General features: G+C 41.1%; 9 protein-coding genes. All 9 read left to right on the top strand.

What is annotated here, in order from left to right; translation table 11 throughout:
• The first annotated feature begins 84 nt into the window (after window positions 1-84).
• The 9 genes from KJS63_RS04715 to KJS63_RS04675 all read left to right on the top strand — a co-directional run bounded on the left by KJS63_RS04715 (window position 85) and on the right by KJS63_RS04675 (window position 17,866).
• Window positions 85-336 carry a helix-turn-helix domain-containing protein gene (locus KJS63_RS04715; RefSeq protein ID WP_213618124.1) on the top strand — a complete coding sequence of 84 codons (252 nt, stop codon included), beginning with the start codon at window positions 85-87 and terminating at the stop codon, window positions 334-336.
• Window positions 333-935 carry a DUF1819 family protein gene (locus KJS63_RS04710; RefSeq protein ID WP_213618123.1) on the top strand — a complete coding sequence of 201 codons (603 nt, stop codon included), beginning with the start codon at window positions 333-335 and terminating at the stop codon, window positions 933-935. The genes KJS63_RS04715 and KJS63_RS04710 overlap by 4 nt, the downstream gene beginning before the upstream one ends.
• A gap of 2 nt (window positions 936-937) precedes the next feature.
• A complete protein-coding gene (locus tag KJS63_RS04705) occupies window positions 938-1,516 on the top strand; it encodes a DUF1788 domain-containing protein (protein ID WP_213618122.1) in 579 nt (192 codons plus the stop codon).
• 12 nt (window positions 1,517-1,528) lie between these two features.
• Complete coding sequence (gene brxC / locus KJS63_RS04700) at window positions 1,529-5,140, top strand: BREX system P-loop protein BrxC (protein WP_213618121.1); 3,612 nt, start codon at window positions 1,529-1,531, stop codon at window positions 5,138-5,140.
• Between the two features lie 14 nt (window positions 5,141-5,154).
• On the top strand, window positions 5,155-8,724 hold the full coding sequence (gene pglX, locus KJS63_RS04695; protein WP_213618120.1) for a BREX-1 system adenine-specific DNA-methyltransferase PglX: 3,570 nt from the start codon (window positions 5,155-5,157) through the stop codon (window positions 8,722-8,724).
• Window positions 8,725-8,748: 24 nt separating this feature from the next.
• The gene (gene pglZ, locus KJS63_RS04690) at window positions 8,749-11,271 is read left to right on the top strand and encodes a BREX-1 system phosphatase PglZ type A (protein WP_213618119.1); all 2,523 of its coding nucleotides are present in this window, start codon (window positions 8,749-8,751) and stop codon (window positions 11,269-11,271) included.
• Between the two features lie 53 nt (window positions 11,272-11,324).
• Window positions 11,325-13,346, top strand: a complete 2,022-nt coding sequence (brxL, locus tag KJS63_RS04685) for a protease Lon-related BREX system protein BrxL (RefSeq protein WP_213618332.1) — start codon at window positions 11,325-11,327, stop codon at window positions 13,344-13,346.
• Between the two features lie 334 nt (window positions 13,347-13,680).
• Window positions 13,681-15,003 carry a reverse transcriptase/maturase family protein gene (locus KJS63_RS04680; RefSeq protein ID WP_213618118.1) on the top strand — a complete coding sequence of 441 codons (1,323 nt, stop codon included), beginning with the start codon at window positions 13,681-13,683 and terminating at the stop codon, window positions 15,001-15,003.
• A 178-nt stretch (window positions 15,004-15,181) separates the two neighbouring features.
• Window positions 15,182-17,866 (top strand): DEAD/DEAH box helicase, encoded by a 2,685-nt coding sequence (locus KJS63_RS04675; protein WP_213618117.1) that lies wholly within the window; start codon window positions 15,182-15,184, stop codon window positions 17,864-17,866.
• The last annotated feature ends 101 nt before the right edge of the window (window positions 17,867-17,967 follow it).

Here is a 17,967-nt window from a genome sequence, read left to right as displayed (position 1 = left end):
ATACATAACTATTAAGAAGCTATAACATGTGGTATTCTGTAGCTTGTAGGCTCTTAAAGTATGGTATAAGAGGGTGTTTTATTAATGGATGTATGTTACAACAAGCTGTTTAAATTGTTGATCGATAAAGGAATGAAGAAAACAGAATTACGGAGAATGACTGGCATTAGCCCAAACACCTTGACGAAGCTTTCGAACAATGAATTTGTTTCTATGGAGGTTCTTGTTAAGATTTGCCGTTCATTGGCTTGTGATATCGGGGATATCGTGGAGATTGTGGATAGGCCGGAGAATGAAGCTTTTTCCCGTGTTGCACTGAATGGTGACAAAGGATGAGAAAACAAGAATATAGCGCAGGAATGGTGAAGCTTTCGTTCTGGTTTTCTGACTTTCGTAAGGTGATAAACCTGATCAATCAGGGGAAATTGTTGAAAGAGATTAAATTGCTAAATATAGAAGAGAATCTATTCGCGGCTCCCACACAAGATAGAGCAATACAAATCTTTAATACAGTGTCCAATCGGGTAAAAAGCTTGGATCAATCATTTTATTCACTTTTTGAACAAAGTGATATAGCAACGCAGAAAATCATCAACCTTATAGCAATAATGATGACAGACAGCTTATTCTTCGATTTCGTTTATGAGGTTTACCGAGAAAAGCTGATTCTTGGAAGCGATGAACTGGATGATAGTGACATCCGAATTTTCTTCAAAAACAAGCAACTGCAAAGCGAGAAAGTTGCAAAATGGACGGATTACACCTTAAAGAGATTGGGCACATGCTACAAAACAATGTTGATGGAAGCAGGTTTAACGGATCGTTCAACCGGAAACAGAAAAATCCTGAAACCAATCTTGGATCTAAAGCTGGAACAATGTCTGAAGGATAACGGTATGAAATTGATACTTCATGCCCTGACGGGGGTGAAATAAGAATGGCCAGCTTGGAAGAAAGATTAGATTTAGCGGAACGAATGATCCGAATGCCAAGTTTCCGGCAAAATAAAGGGCTCGGCAATGAAGTCGGTTACTATGTTTTTGATTACCCGGCGGAAAAAGAACTTGTAGTCAGAGATCGAATCGAGTACATGAAAACCAAAAATTCAAAAACAGCCGATGGTTTTGAGCTGATGGTCTTTGATCTTTACGATATCATCATTGATATTTTGGAGCAAGAAGGTTTTATGGAGCAATGTTTTATGTTCGAGAAGAAAAAAGGACTTGAACGCATCGTAAAATCAGTCGGAAACCTTCTGCAGATCAATGATGATGCCAGTCTGATCGTTCAATATATTAAAGAACGCACCCCGAAGGAAGCTGTGGTCTTCTTAACGGGAATTGGAAAATGCTATCCATTGCTACGGTCACATAAGGTGTTGAATAATCTGCATCAGGCCATTGATCATGTGCCGGTGGTTATGTTTTACCCGGGGAAGTATGATGGGCAGGAATTAATCCTGTTTTCGGAAATCAAAGACGATAATTACTACAGAGCATTCAGGCTTGTTGATTAGGGAGCTGATGATATGAAGATCAAAGATATGTTCGTTAGAGAAATCGATCGGGATATTAAAGGTGTTATCAAAGTTGGTCAAGCCGATGAAGAAAATATTAAGCAAGAACTTGAAGAATACGTGGTGACAAAGGAACTGCAAAAGCACTTTGCGGATTTCTTCTCAAGTTATAAGAAGGGGATTAACGGATACACTGACAAAATGGGTGTGTGGATTTCCGGCTTCTTCGGTAGCGGTAAATCCCACTTTCTGAAAATTCTATCGTATTTACTAGACAATAAAGAAGTGCAAGGTAAGAGAGCACTGGATTACTTCATAGAAGATAACAAAATCGTTGACTCCATGGTACTGGCAGACATGAAACTTGCTGCTAGCGTTCCTACGGATGTCGTTCTGTTCAATATTGATTCCAAGAGTGAAATGACCGGAAAGCATTCTAAAGATGCCATTGTTTCCGTTTTTCTTAAAGTATTTAATGAAATGCAAGGGTTTTGCGGCTCCATTCCATTTCTGGCAGATTTGGAAAGGCAACTTGTTGAGGTAGACCGCTATGAAGAATTTAAGAACCTCTTTCAAGAGAATTTCGGCAAGCCGTGGGAAGAATCGCGGTATAAGTTTGATTTCATTCAAGACAGCATAGTGGAAGTATTGGCCGAAATGGGATTTATGAGCGAAGCCGCGGCTCGTAACTGGTGCGAGAAAGCATCGGAGCCGTACTCCATTAGCATTGAACATTTTGCGCGTCTTGTGAAAGAATACATCGATCGGAAAGGGAATAATCGCCACATTGTATTCCTCGTGGATGAGATTGGTCAGTACATAGGGGATGACTCCAAGCTGATGCTGAATTTGCAAACGGTAACCGAGGATCTGGGAACGGCCTGCAATGGTAAAGTTTGGATTGTCGTTACCAGCCAACAAGACATTGATTCCATTACCAAGACGAAGGGAAACGACTTCTCCAAGATCCAGGGACGGTTCGATACCCGCCTTTCTCTTTCCTCAGCCAATGTCGATGAGGTCATCAAGAAGAGAATTCTGGATAAAAACACCACAGCGGAGCAGACGCTAAGATTACTGTATGAGCAGAAAGTTACCATTATCAAGAATTTGATTGTCTTTAATGACGGCATCGAAAAGAAGCTATATGCAGACGACCGCGACTTTGCAGCCGTTTATCCTTTTGTGCCTTATCAATTTAATTTGCTAGGGAGCGTCCTGACTTCCATCAGAACTCACGGGGCTTCGGGGAAGCATCTGGCTGAAGGCGAGCGATCCATGATTGCTTTGTTTAAGGAATCGGCGGTAAAACTGATGGATCATCCGGAAGGTACGTTAATCCCTTTTAATATGTTCTACGATGCGCTGCATCAATTCTTGGACCATAGTCATAAAGGTGTCATCAGCCGCGCAATGGATAACGATTATATTAACCCCGACAAGAAGGACGACTGCTTCGCGGTAAATGTACTGAAAACGTTGTTTATGATCAAGTACGTGAAAGAAATTAAAGCCAACATCGATAATATTACCAGTTTGATGATCGCGGATATAGATACTGACAGAATGGAATTGAAACAACAAGTAGAAGAAGCATTGAAAAGTCTTGCCAATCAAACATTGATCCAGAAGAATGGCGATATCTACGTGTTCTTGACCAATGAAGAACAAGAGATAAACCGTGAAATTGACAGCCAGAATGTGGAGATGGCGGAGGTTATCAGTAAAGTATCGGAACTCATCTATGATGATATTTTCAAAGGCGACAAATATCGTTACCCGGCCTTTAATGGCAGATATAATTTTGCTTTCAATCGATTCGTGGATGACCGGCCGTATAAATCGAATCAGAGCCACGACATCGGAATACGGGTACTCACTCCGAGCAGTGATTATAGTACCGATGAGACAACCTTGCGTATGATTTCGGGGCAGGGAAGAGAAATTCTTGTCGTACTCCCCAATGATTCCGCCTTTCTAGATGAAATCAGGAATGCTCTCAAAATTGAAAAATATCTGCGTTTGAATACTTCCAGCACATTGACCAAATTCGAACAAATCAAGGAAGCCAAGCGTGTGGAGATGCGTGAGAGAAATGGAAACGCGAAGTTATTCTTGAGCGAATCCTTGAAGAGTGCTGATATTTATGTAAATGGGGACAAAGCCCAGATAGCATCGAAAGACATCACAGCAAGGATGAATGATGCACTTGGACGCCTCGTTTCGATCGTTTATCACAAACTGCCGTATATTGACACTCCCATGAGTGAAGCCAATATTCGCGCCTTGTTCAAGAATGAAAACCAGATTACGCTTTCGTTGGACGGCACTGCCGAACCGAACGTCCACGCGTTAAACGATATGCTCAGTTTTATTTCCAATAATTCTTCCATGCACACGAAAACATCCATGAAGAGTTTGATGGATCGTTTTATGAAAGCACCTTATGGTTTCGTGGAGGATGATGTGGAATGGCTCGTCGCCAAACTTTTCAAGAACGGCGATATCTCATTTACCGTGAATGGAACCAGTGTCACCTTGCTGAATAAATCGCAGGAAGAAATTATCAACTACGTCACCAAGAGAGAATTTGTCGAGAGGCTGTTGACAGAGCGAAGAGAGAAAGCATCTGACGGCCAAAAGAAAGCTGTTCGCGAAGTCATGAAGGAATTATTCGGCACCTCCAGCGCCAATGACGATGATGATGCGATGATGCAAAGTTTCCAGAAATACAGCAAGGACATTTTGAATGAACTGGATAAATATGAAATTATGTATCAAGCAAAGTCGTTCCCTGGACAGAAGGTTGTCGCTTCCGGAAAAAGCTTGCTTCGTGCCATTCTTCAGATTCAGTCTCCGACGGAATTTTTCAAGAAGCTTCATGCAGATCGGGACGATTACCTTGACTTTGCTGAAGACTACGAACCGGTCAAATTATTCTTTGATGGGGAGCAAAAGAAGGTATTTGAAAAAGCTCTGAACTTAATGAAAATTTACGAGGAAAGTAAGACCTTTATCGTAGAAGAAAAAGTCGAACAAGTTGTTAATGAAATAAAAGCGATCTTGAAAAAAGAATCTCCTTATGGTGAGATTCCTAAATTGCCTGCATTTCTGGATCAATTTACAGAGCTTTACGCCCAATTACTGCAGGATATGGAAGCTCCAGTGATCGCGGCGATAGAGGATGCCCGAAAACGAGTATTTGATGTATTAGATACGAAGGGGTACAAGGACCAATATTCTAGTCGCTTCCATCAACTTTTCCTTGAAATCACGGAAAAGGCGAGGACATGCAATAATGTCGCGACCATGCAGAATATTAAAGTGGAAGCTGATGCGTTGAAAGTACGGCTGTTGAATGAATTATCCAGAAAAGACGAGCAAATTGCGCGCGACAAGGTTAAAGAGGAAAGTGAAAAATATAATCAAAACAACACTGTGAATCCAGAGCCTATGACTCAGCCGAAGATTAAGAAGAGAAAGAACATTAGCATTAAGAGTGTGAACCTTGCCGCCTCTTGGCAGATTGAAACCCCGCAAGACGTTGAAAAATATATTGCCGCCCTTAAGGAGCGAATCCTGAAAGAGTTGGATGCAGACACGATCATTAATATCGAGTTTTAAGGGAGACATTACAGATGAATAAGACCGCAATTAAAAACTTTGCCATATGGGCAAGGAAGAAGCTCATCGCAGAGATCACATATAAGGCAGGACTAATGGGGGTTACGGAGAAGGGGATTAAAAATCCCCTCCCGCAATCTACGAAAGATGTTCAATTCTTTGACATCGGTGCTAAGGAGCCTTATTCCATCACTGGTGTTGAAATTGAGCAACGCAAACATCTGGTTGATATTATACAAAATAAAGAAAAGCAGTCTAACTATAAAACGGCTTATCATAGCGTCATTGAAGAGGTTGCCTATACCTGGTTTAACCGTCTCATTGCCGTGCGTTTTATGGAAGTGAACGATTATTTGCCTTCAAGAAGCAGGGTTTTATCTTCGGAGAGCAGTTCCAAGATTGAACCGGACTTGGTGACATCCCCTTTTGATGCTGATTTGGATTATACGCCTGACGAAAAAGATAGAATTATTCAGTTAAAGAATGAAAATAAGCTGGACGAACTGTTCAGGATGCTATTTATTAAACAGTGTAATACACTGAATGCAGTTTTGCCTGAACTGTTTCAGAAAACGAATGACTATACAGAATTGTTGATGAATGTGTCCTTTACGGATAAGGATGGCGTTGTGTATCGATTGGTACACGATATTCCGGAAGATGATTTCAATGTGGAAAAAGAGGGACAGGTTGAAATCATTGGGTGGCTGTATCAATATTATAATGATGAGAGAAAAGACCAGGTCATTAATATAAACAAAGGAACAGTTAAAAAAGAAGATATTCCAGCGGCCACTCAGTTATTTACCACAGACTGGGTTGTTCGTTATATGATAGACAACTCTCTAGGTAAATACTGGATTGAAAGGCATCCTGAAAGCACTTTGAAAAATAAGTTGAAATACCTAGTGAGTGATATAATCATATCAGTAAGCCAGAAGGTCTCTCCCGAAGATTTGAAAGTGTTTGACCCTTGTATGGGAAGCGGCCATATTCTTGTTTATGCTTTTGATGTATTGATGGCAATCTATGAAGAGTGTGGATACACTCAAAGAGAAGCAGCAAAGAAGATAATTGAAAATAATTTGTACGGGCTGGATATAGATAACCGTGCCTATCAGCTAGCATATTTCGCTGTAATAATGAAAGCAAGACAGTATAACCGCAAAATCCTAAATGGTGAGATAGTATGTCATGTTTATGAAATTCAAGAAAGTATTGGGGTAAATCGCGAACATTTAGAGTATTTTGGTTGGAATATGAGTAATTCGGATCGGGATATTGTCCTGAATCAAATCGATTATTTATTGAGTAATTTTAGGAATGCCAAAGAATATGGTTCGATTTTACAGATCGATAACCTAAACTGGGAGTTACTAAATCAGTTTGCTGATAATGTAAATTTCAGTGGTCAGATGACTCTTGATAGTATTGGTTTGGACATTACACAGAAGCAGCTGCTCAAGTTAGTGGAGATTGCAGCTTTAATGGCACAAAAGTATGATGTAGTAGCAACTAATCCACCGTATCTCAATAAGATGGATAAAAAACTTAAGGAATATGTAAATACAAACTTTAAGAATTACTCGGGAGACTTGTTTTCTATTTTTATTTACCGAAATTTCGATTACTGTAAAGTAAATGGATATTCAGCATTTATGTCTCCATATGTTTGGATGTATATTAAAACCTATGAAAAGTTGAGAAAATTCATTATCAAAGAAAAGCATATATCCAGTCTAATTCAGATGGAGTATTCAGCTTTTGAAGAAGCTACTGTACCCATTTGTACTTTTGTTCTGAAAAATGCAAGAGAAGATCAGCCAGGAGTATACATCAAACTTTCTGAATTTAAAGGTGGTATGGAGATACAACGTCAGAAAGTGTTAGAAGCTCTTAATAATCATAATTGCGGATATTACTTTAAAGCAAATGCGAATAACTTTTCAAAAATTCCTGGTATGCCTATAGCCTACTGGGCAAGTGAAATTATCATTCAAGACTTTGAAGCAAAGCAAAAGGTTGAGACAGTATCCGAAACAAGAATTGGAATGGCAACAGCCAATAATGATTTGTTCATGCGGCTTTGGTATGAAGTCCCTTTTACTGCAATCAATTTGGGAGCAGATTCGAGAGATACTGCACAGGAAAGTGGAAGTAAATGGTTCCCATATTGTAAGGGGGGGCCATTTAGAAAATGGTCCGGGAACATGGAATTTATTGTTGATTGGGAGAATGACGGATATAATATTAGAAATTTTAAAGACGAGGCGACTGGGAGAGTCAGGTCACATAATTATAATTTAGAATATATTTTCAAACCAGGACTAACATTTACGGCGATTAGCAGTAGTAAATTTTCCTGCAGACATATGAATTTCGCATTATTTGGAAGTGGTGGTTCGGGTGTTTGTAATATCAATGAAAAAAATAGGTTACCTTTGTTAGCATTCCTAAATTCTAAAACCGCAGAATATTTACTTAGAGTTTTAAGTTCAACTATGAATTTCGAGGTTAATATTGTTGGTAGTCTACCATTTATAGTAAACGATAAATACGAGATAATTACCCAAATCACTCATGAATGTATTGCAATTTCGACGTTAGAATGGGACTCTTTTGAAACAAGTTGGGATTTTTTGCGGCATCCTTTTATGGTTCATAGTACAAGCAGCAATCTCCTCGTAGATGTTTATAATACATGGGAGAAATTTACCAAATTTCAATTTTATAAGTTAAAATCTAAAGAAGAAGAACTCAATCGAATCTTCATCGAAATCTATGGATTGCAGAATGAGTTGACACCAGAAATTGAGGACAAAGATGTCACAATCCGAAAAGCCGACTTAGGTCGTGATGTTCGCTCCTTCATTTCCTATGCCGTCGGCTGTATGTTTGGCCGTTACAGTCTTGATGTCGAAGGGTTGGCCTATGCTGGTGGCGAATGGGATGATAGCAAATACAGTAATTTCATTCCGGACCAAGATAATATCATCCCAATAACCGACGAAGAATATTTCGAGGATGATATTGTCGGCTTGTTCTGTGCTTTCTTGAAAAAATCATTTGGCTCAAATACGCTCGAAGAAAATCTTGACTTCATCGCCAAAGCTCTTGGAAACAAAGGCAATACTTCAAGAGAAGTGATTCGGAATTATTTTCTAAAGGACTTCTTTAAAGACCATTGCAAAGTTTACCAAAAGCGTCCAATCTACTGGCTCTTTGACAGTGGAAAAGAGGATGGCTTCAAGGCTTTGATCTACATGCATCGTTATAACGGGGATACCATCGGCAACTTGCGGATTGACTATCTTCACCGGATGCAGCGTGTCTACGAGAACGAGATCGCGCGGATGCAGGACACCATTGACAACAGCAATAATGCGCGGGAAGTAGCCGCAGCAACGAAACGAAAGGAAAAGCTGATCCGACAGTTGAAAGAATCCAAAGAATATGACGAAAAGATTGCACATCTAGCGCTTACACGCATACCGATTGATCTGGACGATGGTGTGAAAGTCAATTACGATAAAGTGCAGACGGGAACAGACGGCAAGAAGCTGGATGTGCTGGCGAAGATTTAATCATGATGGGAAGGAGCGGGTCGTATGGCTGAACTAAATTTGAAACAAATTGCCGACAAGCTGAGTGCCGAGTTCACTGGCGAAACCCGCAAACTGGTATTCTGGTATGACGATAAAGCTGAATTTGCTGAAGACGTTCATACTCTCGAATTAAATAATGCTAAACTGTATCGTTTGGAGATCGACAACCAGTTCTATACCAAATACTTTTTGGAACGTTTGGATCGAACTACCAATTATTTGATTTATGCACCGTTCCCCAAACCGCACGTTCGGGATAATCATCTGGCTGATACCATTAAGTATTCCAAAGAATTTTTTGCCGATCGTGCTTCTCTGTTATCTGTTGACCTCGGAATTGATGAGAAGTATAAGCCGCTCATCCAGAAATACATTAAATTCTTTGGGGCAAAAGACAGGACTCAAAGGTTTTATGATTTAGAAATTGAAAATTTCACTAAAGACACCATTGAAATTGCTCTGATGAGCGTACTTTGCAAAACACGAACAGCTTCCTTCGAGGAAGTTGTTCGTGTCGTCTTAACAGATAGCGGCTTGCAGAGCAACAAATTTCTTGCAGATTTTGAAAAGTATGATCTCCTTCCCGCTTACTGGCGACTTTGTGAGGACTATTTTGGTTATACGGATGCCAATCCGACGCTGGAGAAGCTGGTCGTTACCATGTTCGTTACCTACACGGATCGGTATATCGATACCGAACTTCCTAAGGCTTGGAAAAGCTTTGTTTCTTATAAGTCCGGCAATATTATAGCTTTCTTGGACAACCTGATGAATAGTTTGCTCTACCGTGATAGATATAACGAATTATCCGATATTGTGGCCACGGGATTGAATGCCGCTTCTACCCTGGAATCCGTAAACGTCGAAGATTTGTTGCGATGCGATGCATTTTCGTTTATTGATCAAATGATTATTCGTTGGATTGTGGGGCGGCTCTTGGTTGAGGATACTGGTGCTCAACTGAAAGGAATGACCATCCCACAGATCTGCCAAGAACGGAGAAAAAAGCATTTTGGTGATATCTACAAAGAACAGTATCATCTATTGGAACACGCCTATTTTCTGATTTTACAAGCGAAATATCACTGCCCCGATGATTTCAAGGGGATTGTCAGCCAATACTGCAAAACTGACTACCTTATGGATACGCATTATCGATATTTCTACACCTATTTCGACAAACTCAAGGACAACGTTGCATTTGAGCGACTGCGTGATCTGATTGAGAACATCTATACCAATGAATATTTGGCTGAAATCATTTCAAAGTGGAACGCGGTTATTGATTGTGATGAATCTATGACGGTATTGCCGTTACAGAGGGATTTCTACTCTCGATATGTTTGCAACAGCAAAGAACGTGTAGTCATCATTATATCCGATGCTATGCGTTATGAGACGGGCCGTTCACTGTTTTCGAGATTACAGGATGATGAGAAATGTACTGTGAAATTTGAATCCATGCTTGGTGTATTGCCATCGTATACGCGGCTTGGAATGGCGGCACTCCTTCCGCACAAAACAATAGAAATGACAAATGATTACCGCGTACTGGTGGATGGGGCATCTTGTGATGATCTAAAACAACGTGAAGTTGTGTTGCAACGCTATAATCCAAATAGCCGCTGCATTCAATATGACGACCTCAAATCGATGAAGAGGGATGCGATCCGCCAGTTATTTGTCGGGATGGACGTCATCTATATTTATCATAATCAAATTGATGCCCGCGGCGATAAAGCTAATACTGAGAACGAGGTTTTTACTGCTTGTGAGGAAGCTACAAATGAAATCCACGATCTGATTCGTCAGCTCACAGACCATGTAAGTGCTACTCATTATATCGTGACTGCGGACCACGGGTTTATCTATAAGCGCGACAAGCTGCAGGAAAGCGATAAGATCGCGAATATCTCCGAGAAAGGTTCGTTTGTTAACCGGCGTTTTATTGTATCCGATCAATCAATTCTGTGGGATGGTATTGCTTCTTTGCCATTAAGCCGAATTCTTGGCAATAATGATACCAAAGTGGTATCATTCCCGATCAGTTCTAACGTGTTCAAGGTAGCTGGCGGTGGTCAGAACTATGTACATGGCGGGTCATCACCGCAGGAAATGATTATTCCAGTGCTGGATATTAAAACGGAAAAAGGGCATAAAGAGACGGGAACCGTCCAGATTGCGCTGATCAGTATGGTTCAGAAAATTACGAACCTGATTACAACCCTTGATTTCATTCAGAACGAGCCGATTAGTGATGTCCTGAAGGGAACAAGTTTCAAGATTTTATTCATATCTGAAGACAACGAGAAGATTTCAAACGAGAACATTTATATTGCAGATAAGAAAGATTCTGATCCGCAAAAAAGAATGTTCCGCCTCCGCTTTAATTTTAAAAATAAACAATACGATAAGTCGAAACGACATTATCTTGTTGCATTTGATGAAACAAATGACCTGGAAGTCCTTCGCCATGAGGTAGTGATGGATATTGCTTTTGCAAATGACTTTGGATTCAATGTATAGGTGGTGAGTTTGTGATCGACGACGTTCAGCAAGGGTCGGATGGCCAATCGGAAATGATAGAAAAATTGAAAACCTGGTTCTCAGGGAAAATTGTCAGGAAAGACCTGACCAAGAGAATCAAAGAAGGAGCTAACGTTCCGGTCTATGTATTGGAATATTTGCTCGGGATGTACTGTTCATCAATGGATGAAGAGGAGATTGAAGCCGGGGTCGTTAATGTAAAACAAATCTTGGCCGAAAACTATGTACGTCCAGATGAAGCGCAGAAGATTATTTCCAAGCTGCGCGAACGTGGCAGCTATACTGTAATTGATAAGGTTTCTGTCAAATTAAATTATAAGAATGATATCTACGAATCCGAATTTTCCAATCTTGGAATTAAAGGGGTTCCTATTGCAGAGACATACGTTTCCGACTATGAGCGACTTCTCTGCGGGGGTATTTGGTGTATTGTCCAACTGGAATATTTTTATGATGAAGCCGACAAAAATCGCTGCCCGTTCATTATCCGCAAGCTGACACCCGTACAGATGCCGAATTTGGATATCGAGGAAGTCAAGCAAGCAAGAGCCCATTTTACCGACGATGAATGGATTGATCTTGTTTTAAGAAGCACAGGGATGGAACCCTCCCAATTTACTAAACGGGTGAAATGGCTGCATTTGGCCAGATTGATTCCACTTATAGAAAATAACTACAACCTGTGCGAACTGGGGCCGAGAGGAACGGGGAAATCCCATATTTATAAAGAAATTAGCCCCAATAGTATACTTGTCTCCGGAGGGCAGACTACAGTAGCCAATTTATTCTACAACATGGGCAGCAAAACGGTGGGGCTCGTTGGTTTGTGGGATTGTGTAGCGTTCGATGAAGTGGCCGGTATCAAGTTTAAAGATCAAGACGGCGTTCAAATCATGAAAGATTATATGGCTTCTGGTTCTTTCGCAAGAGGCAAGGAAGAGAAGAATGCCTATGCTTCCATGACATTCGTTGGCAACATTAATCAAAGTGTCGACGTAGTATTAAAGACGTCACACTTGTTTGATCCGTTCCCAGATGCAATGGCTAACGATTCTGCATTCCTTGATCGCATGCATTGCTATATCCCTGGTTGGGAAATACCGAAATATCGACCTGAATATTTTACGAATGATTACGGTTTTATTACGGACTACTTTGCGGAGATCATGCGTGAGCTTCGTAAAATCTCCTACGGAGATGCATTTGAGAAATTTTTTAAGTTGGGTAATAATCTGAACCAGCGAGATGTAATCGCGGTAAGAAGAACGGTGTCAGGATTAACCAAATTGATTTACCCCAACGGGCAATTCACCAAAGAGAATGTTGAGGAAATTCTGAGATTCGCTTTGGAAATGCGCAGAAGAGTAAAAGAGCAGTTGAAAAAGATCGGCGGCATGGAATTCTATGATGTGAATTTTTCGTATATCGATCAAGAAACTTTCAACGAGGAATTTGTACCAGTTCCAGAGCAGGGAGGCGGCAAACTAATCCCAGAGGGAATGGGCAAGCCCGGTCATATTTACACGGTATCGCATGGAAAGTCTGGTATGATTGGGGTCTACAAATTAGAGATGCAAATGACCTCGGGTACCGGAAAATTTGAGAAAACAGGTCTTGGTTCGGATCGTGAAGCCAGGGAAGCTGTTGATACAGCGTATCGGTACTTAAAAGCGAATGGTAAAAATATTAGTGGATCGATTAGTACGACCACAAAGGATTACCTCATGCACATCCAAGACATGAACGGTATTGGCATGACCAAGTATCTGACCTTACCTGCTGTAGTAGCTATATGTTCGGTAGCCTTGAATAAACCTGCTCTAGGTTCCTCCGTAGTGTTGGGTGACTTAAGTATCGGTGGCACGATCATGAAAGTCGAAGAACTGGCGAATACATTGCAGGTTTGCTTGGACAGCGGAGCCAAGAAGGTCTTGATTCCAATTACATCAGCAGTTGATCTTGGAACTGTCCCGTCTGAATTGATTGGCTGCTTCAATATTATCTTCTACCAGAGTGCGGAAGATGCTGTGTTTAAGGCATTAGGGGTTGAATGAACGAAATATCAAAATTTTTGTCGAATTTTTGTTTGCCAAATCTATGAAACTATGATACTATGATTTTGCCTTACAGATTGCTGTAAGGGTTGGAGATTGAAGTCAAGGGTCTGGCGAGCAGTAGCACGCACAAGACACACTGACACAGTTCACTGGTGGACACGAACTCACACATCAACCAACTAGCACTCCACATTGAACACGCCTCCTCAACTATCATAGCATAGTTGTTCATGCGTAATGTACGGGTGGCTGCAATACAATTACATCATACCTGCCAACTTAGGGATGCTACCCCCCGTGTTGGCAGGTATTGCACTTTATGGGGGAATATATGACTGTGGATGAGTGGAAGAAAAAGGTGAAATTCCGAGGCTATGCCCATTTCGATAGAAAAATAACCATAAATGAAGCATGGGATTATATCTCTGATCCACTAAAAATTAAAACTCATGGCTTTCTTCCTTTTATCCACCATACATTGAAAATTACGAAGTATAGTAAATCCAAAGGTAAGAGTACCAAAAACCGTGAAATTTGTTATTCCGCACACATGGATCGGTATATCTATCAGTACTACGCTTATCTATTAAATGAAGAATATAATAAAAGAGTAACTATTGACGGTCTTGATCAATGCTCGATTGCTTATCGCAACAATCTGCACATGAATAATATTCATTTTGCTAAACAGGCTTTTGACAAAATAAAAGAACTTAAAGAATGCTATGTCGTCATCGGGGACTTTAAAAACTTTTTCGACAGCCTTGACCATCAATACTTGAAAATGCGAATGTGTCAGCTGCTTCAAAAAGATAAGCTTCCTAACGATTATTATGCGGTATTTAAAAACATCACTAAATATTCAACATGGGAATTATCCGACCTTTTGAAAGAAAATGGGCATTTGTTGAATCTTTCTGGAATTAAGAGGCTAAACAAACAAGATTTGGCGATACCTTGGAGTAAATTTAAGGCCTTAAAGAAGGACATGGTTACTGCAAATAAAAAATCGTTCGGCATTCCTCAAGGATCGGCAATAAGTGCTGTGTTGTCAAATATATACATGCTTGAGTTCGATGCTAAGATAAATTCATATGTTACTTCCAAAGATGGAATGTATATGAGGTATAGCGATGATTTTATTGTTATCCTTCCGAAAGATAAGGCGTTACCATTGGAACAAGAACTTGCCTTCTTGATGTCAATCATACATGCAACACCGTCATTGGTGTTGGAGCCTGACAAAACCCAACTTTTTGAATGCAGTATAGGCAAAATTGACTCATTTGAAATCCGCGATGCTTTATTATGTAAGACAGGAAAAAAGAAAATTGATTACTTAGGTTTTTCCTTCGATGGGATTGCTGTAACTATTAGGGACAAGACCATTTCGAAGTATTATAATAAGTTGAATCGAAATATAAAGAAGGTTCTGAAAAGCAAAGATGATTCAAAAACAAAAGTAATAATAAAAAGCATGCGTCTCTATCGGAAGTTTGGATATCATGAGGTTAGCAAGGATTTGAAAAATAGAAATTTCCTTAGTTATGTCGATAGGGCAGAACGAATATTTGGTCCTTTGGAACGGGTTAACGTAGTAAAGTCAAGACACATACAGAAGATTAGAAAGAAATTGAAAAACCATGAAAGTTGACGATCATAGTGGTCGTCTTTTTTTGTGTTAATTTACATAAACAAGGACTAACTGCCTATATTGTCGAATTAGCAGCAAGGGGGTTTTATTCCATGAGAACGTATATTCTATGACAACATGTTGTCTAATCAGTATGTTCTAATATGATCAGCAGACATTAGCGATGGAGGGATTAGGAATGGCATTTCTGAAATGTTCCGCATGCACGAGTATGCTGAAGGCGATTCAAATTTCTAATAAGATCAGTCAAGTCGGGGAGCAACGGCTCCTAGAATATTCGCCAACCGGGATCAAATGCTCAGACTGGACTCCTGTAATTGAAAACCTCCGAGGATACGAAGAGGGAATTTACTGCCCTTCTTGTTTTGCTATCGTTCCTCTAGAGAAAGAAGAATTTATTCTATGTGAAGATAACCGAATTCCCGGCGTAGTAAGTCATGAGTTTTCATCCGATGATGTACTGGATAAGCTGAAGAAGTTGGCCGAGGAAGAAGTTGCCGAGATTTATGTTCATACACTTCCTGCGAAAGAAGCTACTTTTGCGGATATTCCTGAATCAACGCCAGAGCCCATCAAGGACGCCTTACATCGAATGGGAATTACGCAGTTATATTCTCACCAAGCACAAACAGCCGATGCAGTCCATTCTGGGTCGAATGTTGTTTTGGTCACTTCAACATCATCCGGAAAGACGTTGTCCTATAACCTGCCGATTCTTAGTCGTTTATATAACCATCCTGAAGAACGTGGATTATACATATTTCCAACAAAAGCGTTAGCAAATGATCAGTTGGATCAAATTAAACGTTTTGGCATGCAACGAACGGAGAATAATTCTTCCTTGGATGAGTGGTTTGAAACTCAATTGCACTTAGGAGATCGCCTGATTCATATCGGCCGGCTGGATGGGGATACCGAGAATGGGCCGCGGCAGCGAATCATGGAAAAAGCACAGGTATGGATGACGAATCCAGATATGATTCATTACTCTATTCTCGGGCAAGTTCAGAAGGTGAAGTATGCGACCGCGCACCACATTCGGAATTATCTGCGGAATCTCAAATTTATTGTGCTTGATGAGATGCATATGTACCGCGGCACATTCGGAAGTCATGTCGCATTAGTACTCAGACGCCTGCTTAAGGTTTGCCGAGAGCTTGGTAATGCACACAATATCCAGATTATCACGAGCTCAGCAACGATTGAGAACCCTGCTAGATTAGCAGAGGATCTTACGGGGCTAAGTAGCTTTACCCTCATTAATACAGATGGTTCCGCCCATCAGAAGAAGGGAATCGTCCTCTGGAATCCTGGCATGTCTGCCGACGAACAAGTCCGCCGCGCGCCCTCTACCGATGCGATTACGATGGCGAAACAAATTATGACTGTGGATCAGAAGGTGATTAAGAGCATTATTTTTCAGCCTTCTCGCAGCCAGACGATGGTCTTTACCCGTTATATCAAAGACGTATTGCGCCAGCCTCTCAGACTACCTAAGGAGAAAGTGGACGGAGAGAAACTCGCGGCTTTTTATACTGGAATCCTACCGAATGATACCCGGAAACGGATTATTGAGCGGCTCAAGTCCCACGATATTCATGTCATTATTACGACCAATGCCCTTGAAGTCGGGATTGATATCGGTGATCTGAGTCTCGCCGTTCTTGTTGGTTATCCCGGATCGAAAGCGGCATTCTCCCAACAGATTGGGCGCGTAGGCCGCAAAGGCGAGGGAGTCGCTGTCTTGATCCTGCAGGACGAACCGCTTCAGCAGTATTACATGCGTAACCCACTGGAGTTTATTCACAAGGCTCCGGAAGTAGTTCGAATTAATCCAACAAATTACAAGTTGTTGGCTTTGCATATTCCTCTACTGAGAGAGGAGCTTGGGAGAGAAGTTACGAAGGAAGACTTGCAGAACATGTTCCCCGGGTTAGTTGAAGACTATATCGAGGCTGTTCTCCAAGTTGCCGTATCAGCGAATCAAGAGGAAGTCGTTGATAAAAAGTTTAGCCTTCGATCCATCTCCGGGCAAAACTACAGCGTCACTATTCGGCGACAGGATCAAACGATAGTTGACGGTCTGGATGAATGGAGCGCGCTTCGTGACTTTCATGAAGGCGCGATCTATTGGACTCCTGGAGAAAAAGGCTATCGAGTGGACTCTATCAATCGCAGAAAAGGCGAAATCATTCTATTGCCCATTCAAGAACTAACTTATTACACCCAATCTACTTATCGTGATGCCATCGATATTGTGCAGACTTACCAGAAGCAAAATATTGAAGGAATCGATATGGCCTATGGTGAACTGGAGATCAAGCGGAGCGTCTTCGGTTATAAAAAAGTTTACTTCGGACAGAAGCATGAATCGGAGCAGGTTCAATTGGATCATCCGTCCGTCACCCGATTTACTCCCGAAGGAATGTGGGTTACATTAACGGATTCCCAATGGGGTCATTTGAGGAATAACATTCAGGAGTGGGTAGGTGAAGGCAGATCCCTTGATCTGTTGGCCGAAGGTTCTCTTCACGCTGCAGGTCACGCTATGACTTCGGTTATTCCTGACCTCATTATCTGCGACGCTAATGATTTTACAGGGTTTTCGGCGAGCGGGATGACGGCATTTGCCAATAGACCTGTTATCGGCTTCTATGGCGAGAACGGGTCCGGTCTCGGGACCATCGAAGCGATCTATGAGAAACTTCCGCAAGTGCTTCGAAAGGCTCTTGAACTTATTGAGAGCTGCCCTTGTGCCGAAGGATGTCCTAGCTGCGTGCAGCTCCCAGGTAAAGGGAATATTGAATTGTTCAAACCTGGAGCCAAAATGCTGCTGAAGATTTTGATAGAAGGGATCGATTAAGAATGCCTGTAATCTGTTCCGCTTGCGGAGGCCAAAGACCTTACGGGGACTTCATTCAAATCAGCTATAAGGCGGATCCAAAGGGCTATTACCGTAAGATC

The sequence above is a fragment of the Paenibacillus sp. J22TS3 genome, assembly GCF_018403205.1.
GTDB classification, from domain to species: Bacteria; Bacillota; Bacilli; order Paenibacillales; family Paenibacillaceae; genus Fontibacillus; species Fontibacillus tuaregi.
The sequence above is the reverse complement of the archived record's forward strand: the minus strand, read 5'-3'. Positions and strand labels throughout refer to the sequence as shown.

Excerpts from the sequence above, each read along its gene's own strand:
- KJS63_RS04715 (WP_213618124.1), top strand. The coding sequence starts at position 85 with ATGGATGTATGTTACAACAAGCTGTTTAAATTGTTGATCGATAAAGGA.
- KJS63_RS04710 (WP_213618123.1), top strand. The coding sequence starts at position 333 with ATGAGAAAACAAGAATATAGCGCAGGAATGGTGAAGCTTTCGTTCTGG.
- KJS63_RS04705 (WP_213618122.1), top strand. The coding sequence starts at position 938 with ATGGCCAGCTTGGAAGAAAGATTAGATTTAGCGGAACGAATGATCCGA.
- brxC (WP_213618121.1), top strand. The coding sequence starts at position 1,529 with ATGAAGATCAAAGATATGTTCGTTAGAGAAATCGATCGGGATATTAAA.
- pglX (WP_213618120.1), top strand. The coding sequence starts at position 5,155 with ATGAATAAGACCGCAATTAAAAACTTTGCCATATGGGCAAGGAAGAAG.
- pglZ (WP_213618119.1), top strand. The coding sequence starts at position 8,749 with ATGGCTGAACTAAATTTGAAACAAATTGCCGACAAGCTGAGTGCCGAG.
- brxL (WP_213618332.1), top strand. The coding sequence starts at position 11,325 with ATGATAGAAAAATTGAAAACCTGGTTCTCAGGGAAAATTGTCAGGAAA.
- KJS63_RS04680 (WP_213618118.1), top strand. The coding sequence starts at position 13,681 with ATGACTGTGGATGAGTGGAAGAAAAAGGTGAAATTCCGAGGCTATGCC.
- KJS63_RS04675 (WP_213618117.1), top strand. The coding sequence starts at position 15,182 with ATGGCATTTCTGAAATGTTCCGCATGCACGAGTATGCTGAAGGCGATT.